This window comes from Chryseobacterium sp. FR048 (assembly GCF_056844665.1).
The window spans coordinates 276286-299681 of the sequence record NZ_JBXDSE010000003.1 but is presented as its reverse complement, the minus strand read 5'-3'; the positions used below and the strand labels follow the sequence as shown (position 1 = coordinate 299681).

The 23396-nt window shown below is 36.9% G+C and carries 20 protein-coding genes and 1 riboswitch; of the genes, 8 read left to right on the top strand and 12 right to left on the bottom strand.

What is annotated here, in order from left to right; genetic code table 11:
- Positions 1-188 precede the first annotated feature (188 nt).
- Positions 189-1106 (bottom strand): alpha/beta fold hydrolase, encoded by a 918-nt coding sequence (locus tag AC106K_RS10695; RefSeq protein ID WP_482445203.1) that lies wholly within the window; start codon positions 1104-1106, stop codon positions 189-191.
- Positions 1107-1669: 563 nt separating this feature from the next.
- Here AC106K_RS10695 and AC106K_RS10690 point away from each other — a divergent pair.
- Entirely contained in the window at positions 1670-1945 is a 276-nt protein-coding gene (locus AC106K_RS10690) for a hypothetical protein (protein ID WP_482445202.1), read from the top strand.
- A gap of 359 nt (positions 1946-2304) precedes the next feature.
- Here AC106K_RS10690 and AC106K_RS10685 read toward each other — a convergent pair whose 3' ends face one another.
- The 7 genes from AC106K_RS10685 to AC106K_RS10655 all read right to left on the bottom strand — a co-directional run bounded on the left by AC106K_RS10685 (position 2305) and on the right by AC106K_RS10655 (position 7442).
- Positions 2305-3027 carry a YwqG family protein gene (locus tag AC106K_RS10685; protein ID WP_482445201.1) on the bottom strand — a complete coding sequence of 241 codons (723 nt, stop codon included), beginning with the start codon at positions 3025-3027 and terminating at the stop codon, positions 2305-2307.
- A 75-nt stretch (positions 3028-3102) separates the two neighbouring features.
- Positions 3103-3648, bottom strand: a complete 546-nt coding sequence (locus tag AC106K_RS10680; RefSeq protein ID WP_482445199.1) for a putative glycolipid-binding domain-containing protein — start codon at positions 3646-3648, stop codon at positions 3103-3105.
- Positions 3649-3683: 35 nt separating this feature from the next.
- Positions 3684-4256 carry a Crp/Fnr family transcriptional regulator gene (locus AC106K_RS10675; protein WP_482445197.1) on the bottom strand — a complete coding sequence of 191 codons (573 nt, stop codon included), beginning with the start codon at positions 4254-4256 and terminating at the stop codon, positions 3684-3686.
- Positions 4257-4780: 524 nt separating this feature from the next.
- Positions 4781-5575: a GLPGLI family protein gene (locus AC106K_RS10670; protein WP_482445195.1), complete on the bottom strand. Its 795-nt coding sequence runs from the start codon at positions 5573-5575 to the stop codon at positions 4781-4783.
- Between the two features lie 115 nt (positions 5576-5690).
- Positions 5691-6227 (bottom strand): GNAT family N-acetyltransferase, encoded by a 537-nt coding sequence (locus AC106K_RS10665; protein ID WP_482445193.1) that lies wholly within the window; start codon positions 6225-6227, stop codon positions 5691-5693.
- Positions 6228-6244: 17 nt separating this feature from the next.
- Positions 6245-6637 (bottom strand): VOC family protein, encoded by a 393-nt coding sequence (locus tag AC106K_RS10660; protein ID WP_482445191.1) that lies wholly within the window; start codon positions 6635-6637, stop codon positions 6245-6247.
- 16 nt (positions 6638-6653) lie between these two features.
- Entirely contained in the window at positions 6654-7442 is a 789-nt protein-coding gene (locus tag AC106K_RS10655; protein WP_482445189.1) for a hypothetical protein, read from the bottom strand.
- 105 nt (positions 7443-7547) lie between these two features.
- Here AC106K_RS10655 and pafA point away from each other — a divergent pair, with 105 nt between their 5' ends.
- Entirely contained in the window at positions 7548-9194 is a 1647-nt protein-coding gene (pafA, locus tag AC106K_RS10650; protein ID WP_482445187.1) for an alkaline phosphatase PafA, read from the top strand.
- Between the two features lie 63 nt (positions 9195-9257).
- Here pafA and AC106K_RS10645 read toward each other — a convergent pair whose 3' ends face one another.
- Positions 9258-10391: a tetratricopeptide repeat protein gene (locus AC106K_RS10645; RefSeq protein WP_482445185.1), complete on the bottom strand. Its 1134-nt coding sequence runs from the start codon at positions 10389-10391 to the stop codon at positions 9258-9260.
- Positions 10388-11995 (bottom strand): helix-turn-helix domain-containing protein, encoded by a 1608-nt coding sequence (locus AC106K_RS10640; RefSeq protein WP_482445183.1) that lies wholly within the window; start codon positions 11993-11995, stop codon positions 10388-10390. Before AC106K_RS10640 ends, AC106K_RS10645 begins: the two co-directional genes overlap by 4 nt.
- Positions 11996-12331: 336 nt before the next feature.
- Here AC106K_RS10640 and AC106K_RS10635 point away from each other — a divergent pair, with 336 nt between their 5' ends.
- From AC106K_RS10635 to AC106K_RS10610, 6 genes are all read left to right on the top strand, one after another.
- Positions 12332-13651, top strand: coding sequence for a T9SS type A sorting domain-containing protein (locus tag AC106K_RS10635; protein WP_482445182.1), 1320 nt, complete (start codon positions 12332-12334; stop codon positions 13649-13651).
- Positions 13652-13736: 85 nt separating this feature from the next.
- Positions 13737-15056 (top strand): T9SS type A sorting domain-containing protein, encoded by a 1320-nt coding sequence (locus tag AC106K_RS10630; protein ID WP_482445180.1) that lies wholly within the window; start codon positions 13737-13739, stop codon positions 15054-15056.
- 198 nt (positions 15057-15254) lie between these two features.
- Positions 15255-16568 (top strand): T9SS type A sorting domain-containing protein, encoded by a 1314-nt coding sequence (locus tag AC106K_RS10625; RefSeq protein WP_482445178.1) that lies wholly within the window; start codon positions 15255-15257, stop codon positions 16566-16568.
- Between the two features lie 196 nt (positions 16569-16764).
- Positions 16765-18078: a T9SS type A sorting domain-containing protein gene (locus AC106K_RS10620; protein WP_482445177.1), complete on the top strand. Its 1314-nt coding sequence runs from the start codon at positions 16765-16767 to the stop codon at positions 18076-18078.
- 138 nt (positions 18079-18216) lie between these two features.
- A riboswitch (cobalamin riboswitch) is annotated at positions 18217-18393 on the top strand.
- 32 nt (positions 18394-18425) lie between these two features.
- Positions 18426-20267 carry a TonB-dependent receptor plug domain-containing protein gene (locus AC106K_RS10615; RefSeq protein WP_482445175.1) on the top strand — a complete coding sequence of 614 codons (1842 nt, stop codon included), beginning with the start codon at positions 18426-18428 and terminating at the stop codon, positions 20265-20267.
- A 20-nt stretch (positions 20268-20287) separates the two neighbouring features.
- Positions 20288-21358, top strand: a complete 1071-nt coding sequence (locus AC106K_RS10610) for a DUF5074 domain-containing protein (RefSeq protein WP_482445173.1) — start codon at positions 20288-20290, stop codon at positions 21356-21358.
- Between the two features lie 176 nt (positions 21359-21534).
- On the opposite strand, the gene AC106K_RS10605 is transcribed toward AC106K_RS10610, so the two are convergent.
- On the bottom strand, positions 21535-22956 hold the full coding sequence (locus AC106K_RS10605; RefSeq protein WP_482445171.1) for a CCA tRNA nucleotidyltransferase: 1422 nt from the start codon (positions 22954-22956) through the stop codon (positions 21535-21537).
- Positions 22957-22993: 37 nt separating this feature from the next.
- Positions 22994-23338, bottom strand: a complete 345-nt coding sequence (locus AC106K_RS10600; protein ID WP_482445169.1) for a nuclear transport factor 2 family protein — start codon at positions 23336-23338, stop codon at positions 22994-22996.
- Positions 23339-23396: the final 58 nt, after the last annotated feature.

The following is a 23396-nucleotide window of genomic DNA, read 5'->3' as shown; positions in this document are numbered from 1 at the left end:
TATTTAAAGTTTTCAAACCTTTAATACTTTATAAATACTATTGGTGTTTTAATAGTAAATTAAATAAGCATAATTGTCTTTTTGACTATTATTCTTAATGTGTTTGAGCTGTATTTATTACGAAATTTGGATGTTTCTATCGAATTGATGAAAAAACTAGCTGTCCGGGGAGAACTTTTTAGGGGATTCTATTTTATTTTGCTCACAAAATTGTCGATTGCACTTACAAATTCTTTATTCTTTTCATAATACAAAAGATGTCCGCCATCAATGGAGATAACTTTCTGGTTGGGAAATCTGAAGGTTTTATAATGTTGGGTTCCCACGGCTTTATCCATTGTTCCGGTGATGATTAATACCGGAAGATGAATTTCTTTTGTCATAGGGGCATAATCGGCGTAATATTCCAAGAAATCTTTAGGCTTTGAAATCACTGCCATTCCAAAATCGATAATTCTTGGGTGAAGAGAATCTACTTGATCCATTGCTTTGATGGTTTCAATATCTTCAGTAAGAAATTTATATCCGATCCTTTTCTTTCTTAGAGCACTACTGATTTTTGAAAGCTCAGTAGAAAGACTGTCTCTTGGAATGGTTTTATTTTCTTTCTGCAGAAGGCTGTTTCCATATTCTATCTGTTCTTTTATAGATTCATCGTTCAGAAAATGCAGTGTTATATTGGTGAGAATGAGTCCTTTCGTATGCTGAGGATACTTTTTTGCATAATTGACAGCAATTATCCCTCCAAAAGAATGAGCAAGCAGAAATACCTTTTTCAATTTCAAATGCTGTCTTAGCTCTTCAATATCCTGAACCATTTTTTCAAGATGATAATTTTCTGATTTTCCTGATGCTCCGGAACCCCGCTGGTCCATATAGATCATCTGCATATTTTTTTCAAGATTGCTTCCACCCATCAATTCAAATGAAGAATACCCTTGCCCGGGCCCTCCCGGAACATAAATACAGGCTTCTCCTTTTCCGGAAACCTTATATTTTATTGTGACATGATCCGAGGTTTCGAAGAATCTTTCGGAACGATTAGCCTGCCCTGAAACAAAAGTCAGAGAGGTGAATAAAAGAAGAACTAAAGTGGTGGCTTTCATATAATAATAACAGCTGAGGAGTCGGTTTTATTACTTATATCCGACGGTGAAATATTTAGCTTTAAAATAAGACAACACTTTTTGTCCCACCTGCAGGTGCGAGCGTCACGCTCGTACCCGATAAAATAACAACAAACCCTTACTATTTATAAGGGTTTGTTGTTTTATGAGAATAAATATATTAACAGCTATTGTACTTTTTTGAAGTACGGGAAATTAGTGTAATTTTAAAATTAATTATTATTTGGTACGATCAAGATGCTCGCACCAGCTTAGGGAATAACAAATAATCAATAAATGAAAATTATACTTGGCATTCTGCAGTTTATCTGTACCATTTCTTTTTTAATTTTTGTCTTCTATTTATATATGGTATTAGGAAGCAGTCACAAAATTCCTGTTCAAACCTATCTTAAAATAATAATTGCAATTTTAATCTCCATATTTTTATTTTTCTACATTAGGCATATTAGACGGAAAAAATAGTCTAGTAATATATCTTTGCCCTCGCACGAATCCTTTCGTGTAGCAATTCTTAAAGTAACAATTAAGCATATAAAATATTGGAAAATAAAGAGACTGAAATAAACGAATTGTTTGCTAGGCTAAGTAAAGAATTACCACATTACTATGAAATTGCTGATTTTTGGGATGGAGATCTTACAGCCATAGGTATTCGTATGGGAAATAATTTAATATATATATCAACTTTTGATTATAATAAAACTCAGAGATATGATGTTATCATTGAAGATTATGGTACAGGAAAAATAATTGAGGAAGAGAAAAAATATACCTATAATGAATTGAAAGAAATCATTAAGAGAATGAAAAAATGAAGTTGTAAGCTGCCAAATCTGTGGCTTTGTTAGTAGAAGTATTTCCCCCCTGCTGGTGCGAGCGTCACGCTCGTACCTATAAAATAACAACAAGCCTTTACTATTTGTAAGGGGTTATTGCTTTTATCAGAATAAATATATTAACAGTTATTATACTTTTTTGAAGTATGAGAAATTAGTGTAATTTTAAAATTAATTATTACTTGGTACGAGGCTCCCGCACGAATCCTTTCGTATGGCATTTTTATTAATAATACCATATTTACCATACAAAGATCACTTTGAAAATATCCCTAACCTCATACAATTATATTAAGACAAATAATAACGAGATTTCGTAATTTTCTAAGGGTCAGTGTTTAATAAAAATCATAATACAAGCTCCATTCCCCGGTTTCTTTGTTTTTTGCAAACATAAAACTGCCACTATCGATTACATTTAAATGAGCTTTATTATCCGAAGATACCTGGAAAACAAATTCAAAGCCTTTTCCAAAACCGTCTTTGAATCCGATGCCCGGTTGGCAGAATGATGGATAGCCCCCTAATTTTGTGCTGTAGCAGTGGTCGATAATTTTGAAATAACTGTCGAAAAGTCCTTCTCTTTCAAGTTGGAGAATTTCGGAAACTATTTGATAATCGATGTCTTCAATACCTCCACCATCCCATAGCGGTGCGTCGTTAGGGTACAATTGAGAACGTAATGGAAATGGTTTTAAATAGGAAACGGAACTTTTCAGATCCTTGATGACAATTTCTTCCAAAAGATCATATTCTCTGATGACCCAGTATTCGCCCATTTTCTCAAACGTTTCGGGGAAGTCCTGGGAAATAAATACGGTAATCAGCTTTTGATTTTTGATCAGTTCCGGTACGAAAGGTTGGTTGGGAAGATAAATTTGTAAAAGAGGCATCATCTGATCACCATTTTTATCCAAAGGAATTTCCTCATGTTCCGCGTAGGCAAATACATGTCCGATCCATGATTCTTCCAGGATATTGAGAGGTCTGAATCCGCCGGTAATAAATTCCGTAGCAGGTTTTTCTATTTTATCTTTGATTTCTTGAATTCTGTTGTCCATTTTTTATGATGAAAGGTGTTAGTTTTCTTTATCATCTTTCAAGATCAAATCTCTTGATAATAAAGTTTAATAAAATTAAGTAATCTTTTCAAATAATTCAGGGTAACTGATCACCAGACCGTCTTCATCCACTACAATATCAGCTTTAAAATCAGTCTGAAGATTATCATAATGATAGATGTCGGAAGTCATTCTCGTATATTGTTGCGATACAGGTTTTATGACATTGTTCAGGACATCAATATAAATAACTTTTATTTCCTCTGAACCGTTTTCAGGAAGTTTCAAATTATTGATAGGTAACGTATTGGTAAATGGAGTCAATGAAATATCGATGAAGTTAAAGTCTTTAAAATCAGGATTGATGTGGTCGTTGATTTCCCATTCATTCTGTATTCTTTTTCCTTTAAGCGTATGTTTTTCCATATTGACCTCGGATTCAATGAGAAAACTCAGCGTGTTCCAGTCTTTATCAATGCTAATGTGATAGTCTGTAGTGTACATGGAATCATTATAATAGCCTATGATTCTTGAAGCTGCAATATAGTTTTCGTTTTTCTTTTCTAGCTTGAAATATTCAAGAGACTGGAAGGCAATTCCCTGCCAAATCAATGTTTTCATGTGTTTTAATTAATTTATAGGTTAAAAGATCTCCATTAATGAGAAATTCTTCGTTTTCTGATTCTGCTTAAGGTTTCTCTGGCTACTCCAAGGAATGAAGCCAATTGGGAGAGTGGAATACGCTGGATCATTTCCGGATGTTTGTTTTCAAGATATTCGAGTCTTTCCTGTGCGGTGTATAATTTAAATAGGTTAGAAAACTCTTCCTGTTTGGTGGCAAACTGACGAAGACAGTGACGACCCAAAGCTTCTATTTCCGGTGATTGCCGGGCTGCTGCAAATAATTTTTCTTTGTCAAAAATAAGCGTATGTATTTCCTCACAGGCAGCTATATTGAATTCAGAAGGTTGTCCGCTTCCAAAGCTGCTGATATTGGTTGCCACTTCATTTTCAAAGAAAAAACCTGTGTTTTTTATCACTCCATCCACTTCGTAATAACTTTTACAAAACCCTTTATCAATGTAAAACAGAGAATGGCAGATCTCACCTTCTTTCAGCATCAGCTCATTTTTCCTGTAAATTCTTTTTGAAAGAACCGTTTGGAGTAAAGCCCAGCTTTCATCAGAAAATGGAGTAAGAGAGCGGATGTATTCTAAAAGCGATGTCATGATATGGATGTTTCTTGTTGTTTGAATGGATCAATCTGATTAAGCCCCTTCAAAGATGGGTATTAAATTGCCTTACTCCAAGGATAATTATTTCTTTGCGGTACAGGCGGTCAATGCATCAGGAAATGAAAGCCTTATGGTGATTCCTAGGGTATTAAAATAAGAAATCAGGAATAAGTATTCTTTGTTGTTTTACAAAAAAAGAGCGGTAAAAACCGCCCTTCTGTGCAATAATCTAAAATTAGATATATCGGCACCCACAACTTTTTTCTCAATCTTTACAGAAATGTTTTGTCCGAAGCAAGGTAAATTACTGTTTCCGGGACCACTACTGATTCCATTAAGGTTTCTGTAGCAGGTATCACCATTGCTGATTAATACCAATTGATTTCTCTTTGATTTCTCTGAATTTTAATGGTTATTATGTTTTAATGAGTTGAGTCACTAAAGTATATAAAAATTAAGACACTGACAAGTGTTTTAATTTTTTTTAATAAAATTTTATGAAATTCAGAGATTAAATGCTAGTCAAGAAAGACGTTGATCTTTCTGATATTTTCTTTTATGGTGTGGGTAATTTCCTTTCCTGTACCGTCAAATAGCCTGAGATCCCCATTGTATAAGGAAGGCGTATCTATGAAATTTTTCCTTGCTTCCAGATATTGTTTTTTGGTTTTTGCCTTTACTACAGACAAATAGGGAACAGAAGCAATGGTTTCATCACTTTTTTTAATACTGGTGGCAGAGATCTCGATGGTTTTAGCCTTATTATAAACTTCCAGAATCATCCCGGAAAGCCCTTTAAAACGGAATGGCCCGTCAGGAATAGACAGATCTTCCGTATACCAGGCATAAAAAATATCTCCAGTGTCGGTAACCGTTTTGGCCAGCCGGCAGTTATAATTCTGTATTTTTTTAGTATCAGTGAGGATCTCCCATTTCAGCTCAGGTTCCTCAAAACTGAAAATATATTTGCCTACCGGGAGAAAAGCGGTCGTCTTATGATCAGATCTGTAGGCGCTGTAGGTGATGTTGGGATATTTTGGAATGCCACCAAAAGAAGTTCTGATCATTTCAGCACCATTACTTTCTTTCTTACCGGATAAAGTATAATAATAAGTCTTTGCTTCATTATTAAAATAAATAGATTCATTGGCATTACAGAGCAGAATCATTTCATATTGCCTAAAGCTTTGAGGGTTCAGGCTATCCCGTATCATTTTAGTTTCGTAGCTGATTTCCATTACAGCTTTGCCGTTTTGAGAAAAAACAGCAGTTCCTGCCAATAAAAATCCAAAGGCTAAGAGTCGGTTTACCATGAAGAGCTTTATGTCTTTTTGAAGATGATTCACTGTCGTATCCGTAATTATTGTAAGCCGATAAAGACTTAGTGTATTAAGTTTTTAAATAAAAATAGCAGACCCGGATATGTTTTTATTCCAGGTCTAGTGTCATGAAAAGAGCAATTTCTTCAGGATTTTCATACAATCTTGTATTCAGTCCTGTAATATTGAAGCCCATTCTTCTGTAAAACTGTATAGCAGGGTAGTTGGTGTTCTGAGTTTCCAGTTCAATTACTCTGCAGTTTAATCTTCGGGCTTCTTTGATGGCACTTTTGATCAGCATGATACCGATTCCTTGTCTTCTGTACTTTTCATCAATCAGTATATTTTCGATGTAAAAGCTGTTATTCCATGTTCTGTGTTCACCGATGATCCATCCGGCCAGTTCATCCCCGACAAAAGCACCGAAAGAATTTCCTTTCTCAATAATATCGTTGAGGTCTTCAAGATCTTCAGTATCCGTTTCCCAGACTTTGGTGTAAGGAAAAGATTTTTCTTTCAAATTAAACTCAAAAGAACCTCCAAATTCAATAGATGAAACAGAATAGATCTTTTCCGTTGAATAGCCGTTATGTCCCCAGTTCAGACTTGGATTATAGAGTAGTTTTTGTAGTTTTTTTACGTCCACAGAATGATTTTTTTAAATTATTGAACTTCAGTACAAATCTCTACAAGGTAATGGTCTAAATCTTTGATGTAAGCTGTCTTCTGTCCCCAAGGCTTTACTGCAATGTTTTCATACAGAACAGCACCGTTTTTCAATGCTTTTTCTACCAAAGCTTCCACGTCATCCGTTACAAACCCCAGTTCTATCCCGAAAGGTTTTTCACCTGCTTTCGAAGTCAGAAATCCTTCTTTGATATTGGAGGCGGCAAGACTTATAGAAGCAAATGCCAGACTGGTTTCGCCAGTGATAAGTTCTCCATAATCCTTTTCAGGAGTAATGAACTTTATTTCAGAACCGAACGTATTTTTATAAAAGTTCATAGACTGCTCTACATCTTCAACGTATAGAATAACATATTTGAATTTGATCATTATATTGAATTGGTTTTTATTGTTTGTTTAAAATATAGTCTTCATCTGTCATCAGCTGCACATGAGGACCATTGAGCGGATAATATTTAAGACCTTCAAGGTGTCCGAAGTGAAGGAGAGGATATTTCCCGGTGAGATGCCGTACTTTACTTCCAAAAGAATTGATCTGCACCTTTTGAATTCCACCTTTTTCCTGCCTGCCATTACCAAAAAAGAGCATCAGGTTGCAATGGTCTTTAAAAAGAGCATCATTATAAAAGAATACATCGAGGTTTTCTTCCCTGCATATCTGAATCAGATCATCGATGAAACTTTTTTTATCGGTTTGGGGAAGATTGCAGTCGATTCTGATAGAATAATTTTCAGCATTATTCTTTTTAAAATCTGAACCTACCATTTGAATAAACCGGTGTTCTATGGTTTCATAGCTTTCCCTTTCCGAAAGGTAATTTTTACTGGATTGAATGTTGAAAGGAACATCTGAATTCAATAAAACGGCATTTTCACGGATCAGCAGTTCCTCTATTTCCTCTGCAAACTGAAAATGAAAATCAAAAAGCTGATGATCTCCTGTACTGATGATCAGCTGATTTCCATTCATGTTAAGGTGAAGGTACGTATTTTTGAAACGGGTTTTCAGTGCTTCCAGCTTTTCTATACAATCATTTATATCCGTAACCTGAACTCTTGCCACCAGCTCGGCAGGATTATCAGCATGACCTCCATAGCCCGGAAAAAATCTGAAAAACTTAAAGTCATATAAATGTTCAGGAAATTTGAAATACCAGTATACGCCTAAAATCATGATGGATTGGATTGATGAATTGTACAATAATCAAAATTAAATAAAATTTCACACTCCAAAACTTTCAAAACCCTTAAATTTGTGGTCAATAAAAATTTTACTTGGATGCTTAGGAACATTTCAATTGCGGCAGCTACTTTTTTGTCCGTAGTTACAATCAATGCGCAGAAGAACAGAAATACCCAACTGGAAAGACCGAAATTAGTTGTAGGTCTGGTCGTAGACCAGATGCGTTGGGACTATTTATACCGTTTTTATGGTAAGTATGGAAATGACGGTTTCAAAAGACTTTTGAATACCGGATATTCTTTAAATAACGTACACATTCCTTATGTGCCTACCATTACCGCTTTGGGACACACATGTATCTATACAGGATCTGTACCTGCGATTCACGGAATTGCCGGAAATGATTGGACAGACAAAGAAACAGGTAAAGGAGTATATTGTACAGCAGATGAAAGCGTTCAGCCGGTAGGAACCACCAATACAAAAACCGGAAGCCACTCTCCGAAAAATCTTTGGTCTACAACAGTCACTGACGAGTTGAGACTTGCGACCAACTTCCAGGGAAAAGTAGTTGGTGTTTCTCTGAAAGACCGTGCCTCTATTCTTCCTGCAGGACACAATCCGAACGGAGCGTTCTGGTTTGATGACAGTACCGGGAACTTCATTACAAGTACATGGTATATGAACGATCTTCCTCAATGGGTAAAATCTTTCAATGCTCAGAACCTTCCTGAAAAATTAGTAGCCAACGGCTGGAATACCTTACTTCCGATCAGCCAGTATACAGAAAGTGCTCCGGACAATTCTCCTTGGGAAGGATTATTGGGAAGCGCAAAAACACCTACATTCCCTTATAGCAATTTAGCTCAGGATTATCAGACAAAAAAAGATAACATCCGTTATACACCTTTCGGAAATACGTTGACATTAAAGTTGGCTGAAGCTTCTGTAGAGGGTGAAAAACTGGGGGGAGATAATATTACAGACTTCCTGGCCATCAACCTTGCTTCTACAGACTATGCGGGACATAAATTCGGACCGAATTCTATTGAAGTAGAAGATGTTTATATCAGATTAGACCAGGATCTTGCAGAGTTCTTCAAATATCTGGATTCAAAAGTAGGAAAAGGCGAGTATACAGTCTTCCTTTCTGCTGATCATGGTGGTGCACATTCTGTAGGATTCCTTAAAGAACATAAAATACCGACAGGTTTCTTCGGAGAAGGCGCTGAAAAGAACCTTAACCAAAAGCTGAAAGAGAAATTCGGAGCGGATAAACTGATCAATGCAATCGATAATTATCAGATCTATTTTGACAGAAAAGTATTGGCAGATGCTAAACTTGAACTGGATGATGTAAGAAACTTCACTGTAAAAGAACTTGAGAAAGATCCTACTGTTCTGTATGCGGTTTCAGTAGATAAAGTTCAGGAATCAAGCATCCCGGAACCTATCAAACAAAGAATCATCAACGGAATCAACAGACAGAGAAGTGGAGATATTCAGCTGATCTCTCACGATTCTATGCTTCCGCCATATTCTAAGACCGGAACAACGCACAGTGTATGGAATTCTTACGATTCACACATTCCATTGATCTTTATGGGTTGGGGAGTGAAGCAGGGAGAAAGCAACAAGGCATATCATATGACAGATATTGCCCCTACCGTTTCTTCTCTATTGAAGATCCAGTTCCCAAGTGGAAATGTAGGGAATCCGATTACGGAAGTTATGGGAAAATAAACTTATAACATTGTATACTAAAAAAGCATTTCAACCTTGAAATGCTTTTTTAGTATATATCCGTTATGAACCCCGGATAATCTGTTGTATTTCTTTTTGAAAGGTCTTATTCTGCCTTCTGACCTTTATGATAAAGTATAATAGAAGGACTATAAGAATACTTCCTGTAATGGCAGAGATGATCTTTATAGAGTTGTAATACGATTTCAGTTTTTCACTTTTGATCAAAGTTTCTTTATTATGATCATCAATCACGTGGTTGATAGAAACCAGTTCATTTTGTTTTCTCTGAAAACGCATTTCAAGAAACTTTTTATTGTACAGCTGAAAAGAATCCTGTTTTCCCATAGCCAGATAATTATCAGCCATTTCTTTGTAGATCCCTTCATTCAGTATAAGGTCTCCGGTGTTTTTAGAAAGGTCTTCGGCTTTTACCAGGAGATTCAGTGCATCCAGATTTTCATGTTTCTGTTTATATAATTCAGCCATCCCTTTCAGGGCAAATGCTTCCAGACTTTTTGCATGATTTCTCCGGGCATATTCTATAGATTGTAAAAAAGCCTGCTGGGCCTTTTCTATCTGATTAAGATTAAGGTAACAGTAGCCAATATTATAATACACCACACTCATGTTGGAATAGGTTGTTTTCTTTAAAGGGACTTTTTCAAAATTTTGTATCGAGATCAGGAATTTTTCCAGAGCAAATTCAGAATTAGACTGGCTTTTATAGATCATACCTCTTATAGCATAGCTTCGGGCTGTTTCAATATATTTTTCAGAACTATTGGCGGGTATCTTAGCCAGATACACATCCGCTTCATCCAAAGTTTCAAGACTTTTGCTGAACAGTTCCATTTGCTGATATTGGATGGCTGCTGCAATCAGAACACTTATCTGGCTTTTGGTGTCATTGCTTTTCTGTGAAAGTTCTTTGGCTTTCAAAATATACTTTAAGGACTCATCAAAGTTTCTTTTGGCAATATTGGCCGTAGAAAGCAGCATATATATATCTATAGAAGTCTTGATGTCGTAATCCTTTTTTAATAACAGCTTCCCTATCTTTATGGCATTGTCCGGGTTATCATAAATTTCGAGACGGGCTTGTCTGAGCAGGCTACTGTCTGAAATGTTCTGTGCTTTCGAAAAAATACAAAAGAATAACAAAAGCAGGGTTCTTATTTTTAATATTGCCTTCATAACGCTTTACCTTTAATGATTTCCTGAATATAAGCATTAGGGGACATTCCCGTAACGGATTTGAAAACAGTTGTAAATGCACTGTGTGATGAAAATCCTGAATACTCTGCCAGATAGCTCACTTTATAATTCAAAAAGACAGGGTCACTTTTCAACAGCTGAACAATGTGATTGATCCTAAGTTTATTAACATACCCATTGAAATTTTTTTCTCTGCTGTTAATAACCTCTGAAAGATACTTTGTATTGATTTCCAGCTGGGAAGAAAGCAGGGCCAGCGACATATTTTTATTCAGATAGCGGTCAGATAGCTCAAACTCTTCAAGTTTTTGGAGGATCTCTTCTTCTTTTTCCTTAGATATCTTATGGGTGGCTGAATCTTTTTCCGGTGTTTTTTCCGTAACCTTTTCTATAAAAGATAATCTTTGATGATTTTGGCTGCTCTGTTTTACAAAGAAATCAAATTGCTTTTTTAAATCGGTATTTTTGCCTTTAATGATGAAATAGTAAATGGATAAGCTGATGATAATCAATAACAGATATAGCAGCAAATACCATAAGGATCTGAAATAAATCTGTTTTTGAAATTCAATATTTTTATTCTGATTGGTTTCCACCAGTTTTACAATATAGCGTATTCCTTCTTTTGTACTGGACTCTGTAATTGTTTTTAAATCATTCTGCAGTTTGCTATATTGATGGTATTTTGCATCATCATGAAGGGCAAAATAAGTCCGGGATAATGATTCATAAATTTTAATTTTTAAATTGTTAAAAGGAAGATTTTCAACTAATGAAAGCGCAGTTTCCAGTTTTTGGGAAGAGGCGGCATAGTCCTGTTTTAAAAAATAATACTGGGATAGGTTTTCATAGGCAAGGCTTAAAAGAAAAGGTTGGTTTTTCTGTTTTTCAAGCTCAGCAATGATACTTTCTATAAGATTTTTACATTCATCCAGTTTGTTTTCTTTCATCAGATAAAGAGAACGGAAAATCTTATTCTCCATTTTTATGATCCTATTCTCCTCATTATTGCTGTTGATGTATTGATTACTTTTATCAAGGTTTTTTAAGGCAGTAGGATAATCTCTGCTGATCCCTGAGTTCAGTGCCTGCAGCTGATAAAGCTTTGCTGTGGTTATTCTTAAGGCAGGATCATTGCTGGTAAGGAGTTTCTGATCGGATAAAAGCCGGGCAATAATTGTTTTGGACTGATTATAAAGCCCCAGGTTCTGATATTGATCTGCAAGAGTATAATCGCTGAAAACCTGTCTGAAGTACGAAATATCTGTTTTTTGATCAAAATCTTCTTTTTGAGAGAAAATATTGACAGACTGTACATAATCACCTTTCATTGCAAAGGCTTGGGAAATAATGCTTTGTAAGATTAATTTATGCTCCGGGTCCTGATCGCTCACAAGTATTCCCTGAGTATAGCTGATGCATTCATCCGAATTTTGATACAATTTCTCAAATGCTTTGTCTGCCAGGATGTTAAAGTCAGGGCCGGATTGTCCGTTACTGAGAATCGAGCAAAATACGAATAGTAACAGAAAAGTTTCTCTGCTACTATGAAATAATTTTTTGAATAATAGATTTTTCTTCATAGGTTTTTTATGACTCTCTTTTTATCCATATTCAAAATGGTAGCCTTTTGTGTTCATCATTATTAATTTTTGTGTTTTTGATCTCTTTTAAAATTCGCGAATTATGAAAGTTAACTTCTTTTTATTAGGTAAATATAGTATTAATATTGTTTTACACGATTTTAAACACAAAAATAACATAAAGTATATAGGATTAATGTTTAAAGAGCTGCCATTTGTGTAGCTCTTTTTTATTCTTTTGGAATTCACGAATTGTGATAGTCAACTTCTTTTTACCAGGTCAATATAGTGCTAATATTGTTGTTAACGATTTGAAATACTAAATACATAGCAATTATGAGAAAATCTTACAAAATGACAATGAAAGTTCTGGTAGCTTCTTTTTTTCTGACATTTAATATCGCAGAGGCTCAGCTTACTGTAATAGCAGAAGGAGATGTTTATAGTGTTGGGGGAGTTTCAGATAATGGAGTGGTGAGCTTGCAGATTAATGTTGGAGGTAAAACATTCATATGGACTGCTTCCGGAGGATTGGTACAGATAGGTGCATTGGCACCAGGAATACAGGTAGTGGGCAGAACTCCTATTTCTAGTGACGGCACTTTAGTAACATCTGGATTTACAAATACAGCAACAGGAACTCGCGAAATCTCAACCTATAATATTGCTACATCTACCTGGACGAACAGAGGAGCCCTAGCTGCCATTGGTTCCGGAGGAGGAGAAAGTTTCCCTTGGGGAATATCACCGGACGGAAATACAATTGTTGGGTTAGGTTTCCTTACCGGAGGGCTGGCTCATGCCGTGAAGTGGACCCAGGATAGTGGGGTGGTAGATCTGGGAAGTATGGTAAGCGGACAGAATTCCAGAGCCAATGCGGTAAATGCCGACGGCAACGTTATTGTTGGCTGGCAGGATCTCCAAGGTAAACCAGCACGAGGTGCAAAATGGGTAAACGGAGTAGAAACCTTGATTACAGATAATAATGGAATTAATGTAGGCGAAGCAGGAGGGGTTTCAGCAGATGGAAATATAATAATAGGTGCCAATTTACCAAGCCCTTATGTTTGGGATGCTGCCACTGGACTTACTTTTATAACGCATCCTAATGCTTCCGTGAATTTCAGAGGAGGAGCTACCGGTATTTCTGCTGATGGTAAAAAAGTAATCGGATTTTACAGGCCCTTTTCAAGTCCTGCTCTTGCGGGAGAAGGCTTTATCTGGACAAAAGCAGACGGGCGTATTAATCTGAACAACTATGCCACATCATTAGGAATTGCAACGAATGGAATAACAATGTCATTACCTACGGCAATTTCTCAGGACGGGATGAAAATTGCCGGTGTGGGATTGAATGCATCTAATATCCCGATAGCTTTTTATCTGGATCTTACCCAATATTTATCTGTAAATGATACTGCGAATGATAAAAATGATATTGCTGTTTATCCGAATCCGGTATCTGATATTCTCTACTTTAAAGGAAATATAAAAATTGAAAAAGCCGAGATCTATAATATGGTAGGGCAAAAAGTGAAATCATTTGACTCTGTAAATGACCAGATTAATGTAGCATCCCTGTCAAAAGGAGACTATATACTGCAATATTCCGTAAAAGGAAAAGGACCACAGACTTATAAGTTCATTAAAAAATAAGAATGACCCGTTTTCATAATTCATGAATTATGAAAGCGGCTTTCTTCATGCGTTAAATATAATATTGTTGTAAATATTTAAAAATATGAAAAATAATTTCAAAATGTCAATACAAATGTTGACCGTTTCTTTTCTGATGGTATTTGGAGCAGCTGATGCCCAGCTTACTATCATGTCAACAGGACCTAATTATAATGTGGGAGGTGTCTCTGATAATGGAGTGGTAAGTATGCAGATCAGTACTGAAGGTACAATATTTAAATGGACAGCAGCAGGAGGACTTGTTCAGATTGGAGCTTTGCCAAGCGGAAGTATGATTTCCGGGAATACTCTTGTAACCAATGACGGAAGTATGATAGCATCTGCATTTACAAATTCAGTTACAGGATTGCCAGAAATATCAACGTATACTGCTTCCAACTGGACAAATAGAGGGGCACTTCCTCCTATCGCGCCTGGTGGAGGTGAAAGCACTCCTTATGGAATGTCTCCGGATGGGAATACTATTGTAGGACTAAGCTTTCTTGATATAGCACGGGTGCATGCCGTAAAATGGACCCCCTCCGACGGAGTGGTAGATCTGGGAAGTATAGTGCCGGGACGTGATTCCAGAGCTAATGGGGTAAATGCAAACGGAAGTGTCATTGTAGGGTGGCAGGATGAAGCTACAGGAATACGGAGAGGAGCTAAATGGGTGGATGGAACAGAAAGTTTCATTACGGATAATTCCGGAAATTATGTAGACGAAGCGCAAGGAGTTTCAGCAGATGGAAGCACCATCATAGGTGGTGGTGGTGGAACTCCCACTCCCTATATCTGGAATGTTACCACCGGACTTACCTATATTACCCATCCTAATGCATCCACTTTTTTCAGGGGAGGAGCAACCGGTATTTCTGCGGATGGCAAAACGGTAATTGGTTATTACAGACCATTAGGAGGACCTCCAATGGCAGGAGAAGGATTTATCTGGACACCTGATGGCGGGCGTGTTAATCTGAATGATTATGCTGCATCATTAGGAATTGCAACCAATGGAATTACAATGGGACTTCCGCTGGCGATCTCCCGGGATGGGAAAAAAATTGCCGGCATGGGAGTAGATACAAATTTTCAGTTTGTAGCTTTTTATCTTGATCTTACCCAATATTTATCCGTAAATGATACTGCGAAGGATAAAAATGATATAGAAATTTATCCCAATCCTGTAGTTGATGTTTTATACCTTAAAGGAGCAGGAAAGATTGAGAAAGCAGAAATTTATAATATGGTGGGACAGAAAGTGAAATCAATGGGTTCTGCAAAAGATAAGATAGAAGTATCATCATTAGCAAAAGGAAATTATATTCTGAACTATTCTGTAAAAGGAGGAACACAAAAGAGCTATAAATTCATTAAAAAGTAAATAAAATTAGCCGTCTAAACTTATAAATCAACTGGAGACAGGTATTGGCGGGTGGTTTTTTATAATATTGATTTTCAGTGTTTTGTAAAAATTATTCTTTTAAAATTCACGAATTATGAAAGCTAATTTCTTTCAAATGAATGAATGTAATGTTAATATTGTTTTTGATTAATAACAATAACCAAATTGAATTATTTTATGAAAAATTTTTACAAAGTACCAGTAAAAGTATTGGCTTTTTATTTTCTATTAAACTTTGGATCAGCAAAATCTCAGTTGACTGTCATGGGGCTGGGTAACTATAATGTAGGAGCTGTTTCTGATAATGGAGTCGTAAGTATGCATACCAGTGCCGGTAGTGTATATAAATGGACCAATGGGGGAGGGCTTGTACAGATAGGCTCAATATCCAATGGATATCCTGCTGCAGGAAGAACCGTTGTTTCTAATGATGGAACCAAAATAGCTTCTTCCGTTACCAATACGGTGACAGGCTTTAATGAAATATCAACCTATGATGTTGCTACTTCTACATGGATCAACAGAGGGGGGCTTGTGCCTACCGGCTGGGACGGAAGTGTAAGCTCTAGCTGGGGAATGTCTCCGGATGGAAGTACAATTGTAGGGCTAGGTTGGCTTACGGCAGCCAATGCGCATGCAGTGAAATGGGACGAAGCCGGAGGAGTGGTCGATCTGGGAAGTATTGTAGCCGGAAGAAGTTCCAGAGCCAATGCTATCAGTGCCAACGGATCAGTTATCGTAGGATGGCAGGACGAACCTACAGGAACCCGAAGCGGAGCAAAATGGGTGGACGGATCAGAAAGCTTCATTACAGATGCTAATGGAAATCATGTAGGGGAAGCTGGTGGTGTTTCTGCGGATGGAAGTACCATCATTGGAGGAGGAAACCCTAATCCTTATGTTTGGAATGCGACCACCGGGCTTATCTATATTACCCATCCCAATGCTTCATTCTTCTTTAAAGGAGGTGCTACAGGGATTTCAGCAGATGGAACTAAGGTTATTGGCTATTACAGAGCATTTGGAGCACCGCCAATGTCGGGAGAAGGCTTTATCTGGACATCAGAAACCGGACGTGTTAACCTCAATGATTATGCTGTAAGCCTAGGAATTGCAACCAACGGAATAACGATGGGGCTTCCATTGGCTATTTCCCAGGATGGAAAGAAAATTGCAGGAATGGGGCTTGATTCTTCCGATAATTTGGTGGCTTTTTATCTGGATCTTACCAGCTATCTGTCAACTAAAGAAACGGTGAAAGATAAAAGTACGATGGAGATCTATCCTAATCCTGTGGCTGATATTCTATATTTTAAAGGAACAGGAAAAATTGAGAAAGCAGAAATTTATAATATGGTGGGACAGAAAGTGAAATCTATTGGTTCTGTAAAAGATAAGATAGAAGTATCATCATTAGCAAAAGGAAATTATATTCTGAACTATTCTGTAAAAGGAGGAGAACCACAGAGCTATAAATTCATTAAAAAGTAAATAAAATTAGCCGTCTGCACTTACAAATCAACTAGAGATGGTTATTGGTGGTTTGGTTTTATAATGTTGATTTGCAGTGTTTTGTAAATTTTATTCTTTTGAAATTCATGAATTATGAAAGCCAAGTTCTTTTAATTGGGTGAATATAATATTAATATTGTTTTAGATGATTTAACATACTAAATACAATAATATTATGAGAAATTTTTACAAAATTCCAATGAAAGTATTAATGGCTTGTTTTTTCCTTAATATTAGCATAGCAGAAGCTCAGCTTACAGTTATGGGACAGGATAACTATAGTATAGGGTCCGTTACGGATAATGGGGTAGTGAGTATGAATACCTTTGGTGGTACTGTATATCTATGGACCAACGGGGGAGGGCTTGTACAGATAGGCTCCCTATCCAATGGGTATCCGGCGGCAGGAAGAAGCATTATTTCTAATGATGGGACTAAAGTAGCTTCTTCAATTACCAATACAGCGACAGGCTTTAATGAAATATCAACGTATGATGTGGCTACTTCTACATGGATCAACAGAGGTGGGCTTGTACCTACCGGTTGGGACGGAAGTGTAAGTTCTACGTGGGGAATGTCTCCGGATGGAAATACAATTGTAGGGCTAGGGTGGCTTACAGCATCCAATGCGCATGCGGTGAAATGGAACGAAACCGATGGAGTGGTAGATCTTGGAAGTATTGTTGCTGGCAGAAGTTCCAGAGCCAATGCAATCAGTGCCAACGGATCGGTTATCGTAGGATGGCAGGACGAAACTACAGGAACCCGAAGCGGAGCAAAATGGGTGGACGGATCAGAAAGCTTCATTACAGATGCTAATGGAAATCATGTAGGGGAAGCTGGTGGTGTTTCTGCGGATGGAAGTACCATCATTGGAGGAGGAAACCCTAATCCTTATGTTTGGAATGCGACCACCGGGCTTATCTATATTACCCATCCCAATGCTTCATTCTTCTTTAAAGGAGGTGCTACAGGGATTTCAGCAGATGGAACTAAGGTTATTGGCTATTACAGAGCATTTGGAGCACCGCCAATGTCGGGAGAAGGCTTTATCTGGACATCAGAAACCGGACGTGTTAACCTCAATGATTATGCTGTAAGCCTAGGAATTGCAACCAACGGAATAACGATGGGGCTTCCATTGGCTATTTCCCAGGATGGAAAGAAAATTGCAGGAATGGGGCTTGATTCTTCCGATAATTTGGTGGCTTTTTATCTGGATCTTACCAGCTATCTGTCAACTAAAGAAACGACGAAAGATAAAAGTAGTGTTGGTATTTATCCAAACCCTGTGGCTGATCGATTATATTTTAAAGGAACAGGGAAGATTGAAAAGGCAGAAATTTATAATATGGTAGGGCAGAAGGTGAAATCATGGAATACCGTAGAAGGTCAGATTGATGTATCCTCTTTATCCAAAGGAGATTATATTCTTCAGTATTCTGTAAAAGGAGAAAAACAACAGACTTATAAATTCATTAAAAAGTAATTCATATCAATTATAAAAGTAGTGGGATGAACGGCTGTTTTCAATATTGAGAACAGCTGTTCTTTTTTTGTTTATTCTGTGAAAATATAGAGTTTCTGACAGGATAAGCCTGGTTTTTGGCAGATACATATAAAAAGCTATCTTTGCAAAAATTTTGGTTTCCAGTATTTTGGAATGAAAAGGGAACCGGGTGAAAGTCCCGGACTGTCCCCGCAACTGTAAATCGCAACAAAAATTTCTGTAAAAAACCACTGTGAAAAACGGGAAGGTGCAGAAAGCGAAAGTCAGGAGACCTGCCGGAATTATAATCTAAAAACATATTGCTTTCGGAGGAAAAGTAAAAGAGTATGGGTATAAAAAGATCTTTAGTACTGTTTTTTTCGTCTTACGGCTGTTTTCTTTTGGCTCAGGAGAAGACTATTGACACGATTTATGTTTTCGACAATCAGATGAACAGAGTGAAGCTCTTTCATCCTGTGAAAATCATTTCTGCAGAAGACACTCAAAAAAATTCAAGCAACCTTTCTGAACTTCTTAGATTTCAGTCACAGGTTTATATCAAAGAAAACGGACGTGGTGCCGTCTCTTCACCTTCTTTCAGGGGAACTACCGCACAGCAGACCGCCTTTGTATGGAACGGAATCAATATCAACTCTAATTTTTTAGGACAAGGCGATATTAATAATATTTCTGCATTTGGATATGACCAGATAGGAATAAAAGCAGGCGGCGGAAGTGTGATCTATGGAAGCGGTGCCATTGGGGGAAGTATTCACCTGAATAATACCCTTGATTTTAATAAAGGCTTTCATGGTTCTCTGTTTTCAGAAGCTGCATCTTTCAATACCTATAACAACTTTGTCAGAGGTTCTTACAGCAATGACCGGTTCAGTTTTAAAGTTTCGGGAAACCATTCGATCAGTAAAAATGATTATAAGGTTGAGGAGGATCACGGAAAGATCTATACCAATGACAATGGACAGTATTATAATACGAATATCAATGTCGCTGTAGCTTATAAAGTAGCTCCACATCATCAGATTTCCTGGATCTCTGAGCTTTTTAACAGCAAACAGCATTTTCCTGTTTATTTTGGAGATTTAGAGAATAAAACAAAATATGAGGCTCAGAATGCCCGAAGTCTGCTTTCGTGGGATTGGAATAAAGTACAGTTCAGCAATTCATTCAAAGCTGCTTATACGGAGGAGAATTTTCAATATTTTGGAACGATTGATGGCCCTGAAACAAGTGGCGGAGCGGGTAAGAACTATATTCTGAAAAACGATTTCAATTATTTTCTTAATCCAAAATGGAATATCAATATTATTGGTGAATTCCAAATCAATAAAGGAAAAGGAGATGGAACTTCAGGAATCGGGGATATTAGAAGAAATGCAGGATCTATTGCAGGGTTAGTCCGTTATTTCCCAACAAAGGATTTACGTTTTGAAGCCGGGATCAAGAAAGATTTTGTAGAAGAGATCAGTTCGCCGACTTTATTTTCTTTTTCAGGAAAATGGAACGCTGTACAATGGTATGGGCTGGAGCTGAATGCTTCAAGGAATTTCAGAGCTCCTTCATTTAATGATTTATATTGGGCTTTGGGAGGGAATAAGGATTTAAAACCCGAAACTTCTTATCAATTTGAGTTGAGAAATCTTTTTAAAATGGGAATTTTCAAACTTTCTGTAGCTCCTTATTATATGAAAATTCAGGATATGATCCGATGGCTCCGAACTCCTGCCGGATATTACGGTGCCTTCAATACCAATAGAGTAGAAGCATACGGATTGGAAGCCCAGCTGGAATTTGAAAAACAGATCGGAAAGCACACCCTGAAATCTAATCTGGGATATTCCTATACGAAATCAACAGATCTTGATATTCAAAAACAGCTGATGTATGTCCCTTTTCATAAATTTACCGGAAATGTAGAATATCAGTATGATTTCGTGAAATTATATGTACAGGGAATGTTCAATGGCAAGACGTATACAGATTCCAACGAAACCAAAACCAGTGCTTTAAATCCATATTGGGTACTTAATGCAGGGTTGAATGCAACGGTTCTTAAAAACTATACATTAGGTTTTAAAGTAAATAACATTCTGAATAAAACTTATTACACTATGCTTTCTTACCCATTACCTCAAAGAAATTATAGTGTTACTTTAAATATCAATTTTTAAAATAAATAAATTAATTACATATGAATATTAGAAAAATTTTATCTCTTGCAGCTGCTTCCATGTTACTTTTCAATGTTTCTTGTAGCACAGACAGCAGTTATGAAGAAACTATTGACGGAACCGTTAGATTTGATTCCGGAGTCCTTATTACCAACGAGGGAGGGTTTACAACAACAACCTCTGAAGTTTCTTACGTGAGTAATAATCTTGCGACAGTATTTAACAAGATCTATGGAGCAAGTAATAATAATGAGCCTTTAGGAAAAGTGCTTCAGAGTATGGGGTTCAATGGTGACCGCGCTTATTTGGTTTCCAATCTCCCTAATAAAATTGAAATTGTAAACCGTTTCACATTCAAAAAACAGGCTACTGTAACTGCCAATCTGGATGGTGCCAGATATATCGCCTTTTCAGGAAATCAATATTATGTAACCAACAGTAATTTTACTACACTTAAAAGAAAACTTAACGTGTATAATATTTCAGATAACTCTTTTGTAAAAAGTATCGACCTTACAAACGCTGCTGAAAAAGTAGTGGAAGCAAGTGGAAGTATCGTTGTACAGTCTGACGGTGTAGGCTACGATGCAAGCTGGAATCCGATCCCGACTGGTTATACGGTAACGGTTGTAAACCCAACTACCAATACAATCAGCAAAACAGTAAATCTTCCAACTGAAGGGATTATTAAAGATCTTATTTCGTATAAAGGAAATGCATATGTTCTGGTTTCAGGAGATACCAATTCATTTATCTATAAAATCAATACAACAAACGGAACTTATGAAACAACGACTTTAACAGCAATGCCTAAAGTTCAGAAACTGAGAGCCGATAATGACAAGTTCTATTTTATCACGAATGCCAATAAAATATATGCAATGACTATCGGATCTTCAACGGTTCCAACTAAAATTATTGCAACAGCTGTAGGTGACGTATATGGATTTGACGTAATTGACGGTAAAATTTTTGCAGCAGATGCCAGCTATACTACAGATGGTAAAGTAAATGTTTATGATGCCGTGAATGGTACTTTATTGAAAAACTTCATTGCAGGAATCGGAACGAACGGATTCTATAAAAACTAAATATAACGCTTAGGCGATATATCTTATAATTTTTTATTTTTTTTCATCATTTGTGTTTTTTTCCGGCCGGTTTCTTCGAAACCGGCCGGCTTTGTTTACCCCAGTAAGCATAAAGCATCAAAAAGCCCGGCGGGATGGAACATCCCGCCGGGCTTTTTGATGTATAATCAATGGAATTAAATAATGGTTAATCCCAGTTTCTCCGCTTCAGCAATTACAAATTGAGTGGCTTCCTCCTTTTCATTAGGAATCTCCCCTTCAAGAATAGCCTCTTTTACTTTTTCTTTCAGAATCCCGATTTCACGTCCCGGTTTAAGGTTGAACATTTCCATGATCTCTTCACCGGTAATAGGTGGCTGGAAGTTCCTTACATGATCTTTTTCCTCCACTTCTTTGATCTTTACCGCTACATATTCAAAGTTCTTTTTGAACTTCTCCTGTTTTTTAGAATTTTTAGTGGTAATATCAGCCTTACAAAGGGTAAAAAGATCTTCAAGATTTTCTCCTGCATCAAATAAGAGTCTTCTCAGTGCAGCATCCGAAGCATCATCCGTAATCAAGGCGATAGGGCGGGATGACAGTTTTACCATTTTCTGAACGTATTTCATATCACTTCCCAAAGGCAGTTTCAGTCGCTGGAAAAGAGTTTTTACCATTTTTGAACCTAAAAATTCATGTCCATGGAAAGTCCAGCCTGTACCCTCTACAAATTTCTTTGTAGGTGCTTTACCTATGTCGTGAAGCAAAGCAGACCAACGCAGCCAAAGGTTATCTGTATTCTCTGAAATATTGTCAACAACTTCAAGCGTATGGTAGAAATTATCTTTGTGGGTTTGTCCTTCAACTTCTTCCACACCTTTCAGCTCGATCAGTTCGGGAATGATCAGCTTTAAAAGACCGGTCTGTTCCATCAGCTTTAAGCCTACGGAAGGTTTTGCAGACATCATGATCTTATTAAACTCCACCATGATTCTTTCCATAGAAACAATTTTGATCCTTTCGGCTTCCTGTTTGATGGCGTGTAAAGAGTTGTCTTCAATGGTAAAGTTTAATGTAGAAGCAAAACGTACCGCTCTCATCATTCGCAACGGATCATCAGAATAGGTTTGAGCAGGTTCAAGAGGAGTTCGTAAAATCTCTTTTTCGAGATCATCAATTCCGTTGAAAGGATCAATAAGTTCCCCGAAGTTATCCTTATTTAAAGAAATAGCCATTGCATTAATGGTGAAATCCCTTCTCTTTTGATCATCTTCAAGACTTCCTCCTTCCACTTCCGGTTTTCTGCTGTTTTCCGTATAACTTTCCTTTCTTGCCCCTACAAATTCCAGTTCAAGATCTTTATACTTGATCATTGCTGTTCCATAAGTTTTGAAAACAGAAACTTTTAATTTAGGATCGATGTCCTGTGCAACGTTTTGAGCAAGCTCAATGCCACTTTGCTCCGTTACAAAGTCAATATCTGTAGAAGCTTTTCTTTTCATCAGAAGATCACGCACGTATCCGCCTACAATATAGACAGACTGATTGTTTCTCTCTGCAGCTTCAGAAATTATTTTAAAAAGTTTTAAATTCTTATTTTGATTAAGATTAATTTTCATCGTTGATAATAGTGTCAATTTCTACCAATGTTACCCATTAGTCATAATGAGCATACATTCTACTAATTTTCCCATCCTCATTAAAAAACATAACCTCTACGGCATGTTTATCCATAATAGACTTATAAAATAATGCTACCGAATCTACTCCTGCTGTAGAATGAATCAGATTAAAATGAAGGTCCGGAAATTTATCCAGTGCCTTTCGCCAGTATTCACGAACAGCTTCTTTGCCTTTCAGAGAACTTTCCTTTCCTCCTGTAGCCAGTGTTATCATAGGTGTTGTGATCTCTATATCTTCAGAATAATGGGATAGAATATTCTCTAAATCATGAGAGTTCCATGCATGTATCCATACTTGAGCAAATTCCTGATGATTCATAGCATATATTTTATGAGTTGAGTTTGCAAAGATAGAATTAAAAAAAAGAAATCCTGTC

Coding starts and splice junctions, on each gene's coding strand:
- AC106K_RS10695 (WP_482445203.1), bottom strand. CDS start 1,106: ATGAAAGCCACCACTTTAGTTCTTCTTTTATTCACCTCTCTGACTTTT.
- AC106K_RS10685 (WP_482445201.1), bottom strand. CDS start 3,027: ATGGACAACAGAATTCAAGAAATCAAAGATAAAATAGAAAAACCTGCT.
- AC106K_RS10680 (WP_482445199.1), bottom strand. CDS start 3,648: ATGAAAACATTGATTTGGCAGGGAATTGCCTTCCAGTCTCTTGAATAT.
- AC106K_RS10675 (WP_482445197.1), bottom strand. CDS start 4,256: ATGACATCGCTTTTAGAATACATCCGCTCTCTTACTCCATTTTCTGAT.
- AC106K_RS10670 (WP_482445195.1), bottom strand. CDS start 5,575: ATGGTAAACCGACTCTTAGCCTTTGGATTTTTATTGGCAGGAACTGCT.
- AC106K_RS10660 (WP_482445191.1), bottom strand. CDS start 6,637: ATGATCAAATTCAAATATGTTATTCTATACGTTGAAGATGTAGAGCAG.
- AC106K_RS10655 (WP_482445189.1), bottom strand. CDS start 7,442: ATGATTTTAGGCGTATACTGGTATTTCAAATTTCCTGAACATTTATAT.
- pafA (WP_482445187.1), top strand. CDS start 7,548: ATGCTTAGGAACATTTCAATTGCGGCAGCTACTTTTTTGTCCGTAGTT.
- AC106K_RS10645 (WP_482445185.1), bottom strand. CDS start 10,391: ATGAAGGCAATATTAAAAATAAGAACCCTGCTTTTGTTATTCTTTTGT.
- AC106K_RS10640 (WP_482445183.1), bottom strand. CDS start 11,995: ATGAAGAAAAATCTATTATTCAAAAAATTATTTCATAGTAGCAGAGAA.
- AC106K_RS10635 (WP_482445182.1), top strand. CDS start 12,332: ATGAGAAAATCTTACAAAATGACAATGAAAGTTCTGGTAGCTTCTTTT.
- AC106K_RS10630 (WP_482445180.1), top strand. CDS start 13,737: ATGAAAAATAATTTCAAAATGTCAATACAAATGTTGACCGTTTCTTTT.
- AC106K_RS10625 (WP_482445178.1), top strand. CDS start 15,255: ATGAAAAATTTTTACAAAGTACCAGTAAAAGTATTGGCTTTTTATTTT.
- AC106K_RS10620 (WP_482445177.1), top strand. CDS start 16,765: ATGAGAAATTTTTACAAAATTCCAATGAAAGTATTAATGGCTTGTTTT.
- AC106K_RS10615 (WP_482445175.1), top strand. CDS start 18,426: ATGGGTATAAAAAGATCTTTAGTACTGTTTTTTTCGTCTTACGGCTGT.
- AC106K_RS10610 (WP_482445173.1), top strand. CDS start 20,288: ATGAATATTAGAAAAATTTTATCTCTTGCAGCTGCTTCCATGTTACTT.
- AC106K_RS10605 (WP_482445171.1), bottom strand. CDS start 22,956: ATGAAAATTAATCTTAATCAAAATAAGAATTTAAAACTTTTTAAAATA.
- AC106K_RS10600 (WP_482445169.1), bottom strand. CDS start 23,338: ATGAATCATCAGGAATTTGCTCAAGTATGGATACATGCATGGAACTCT.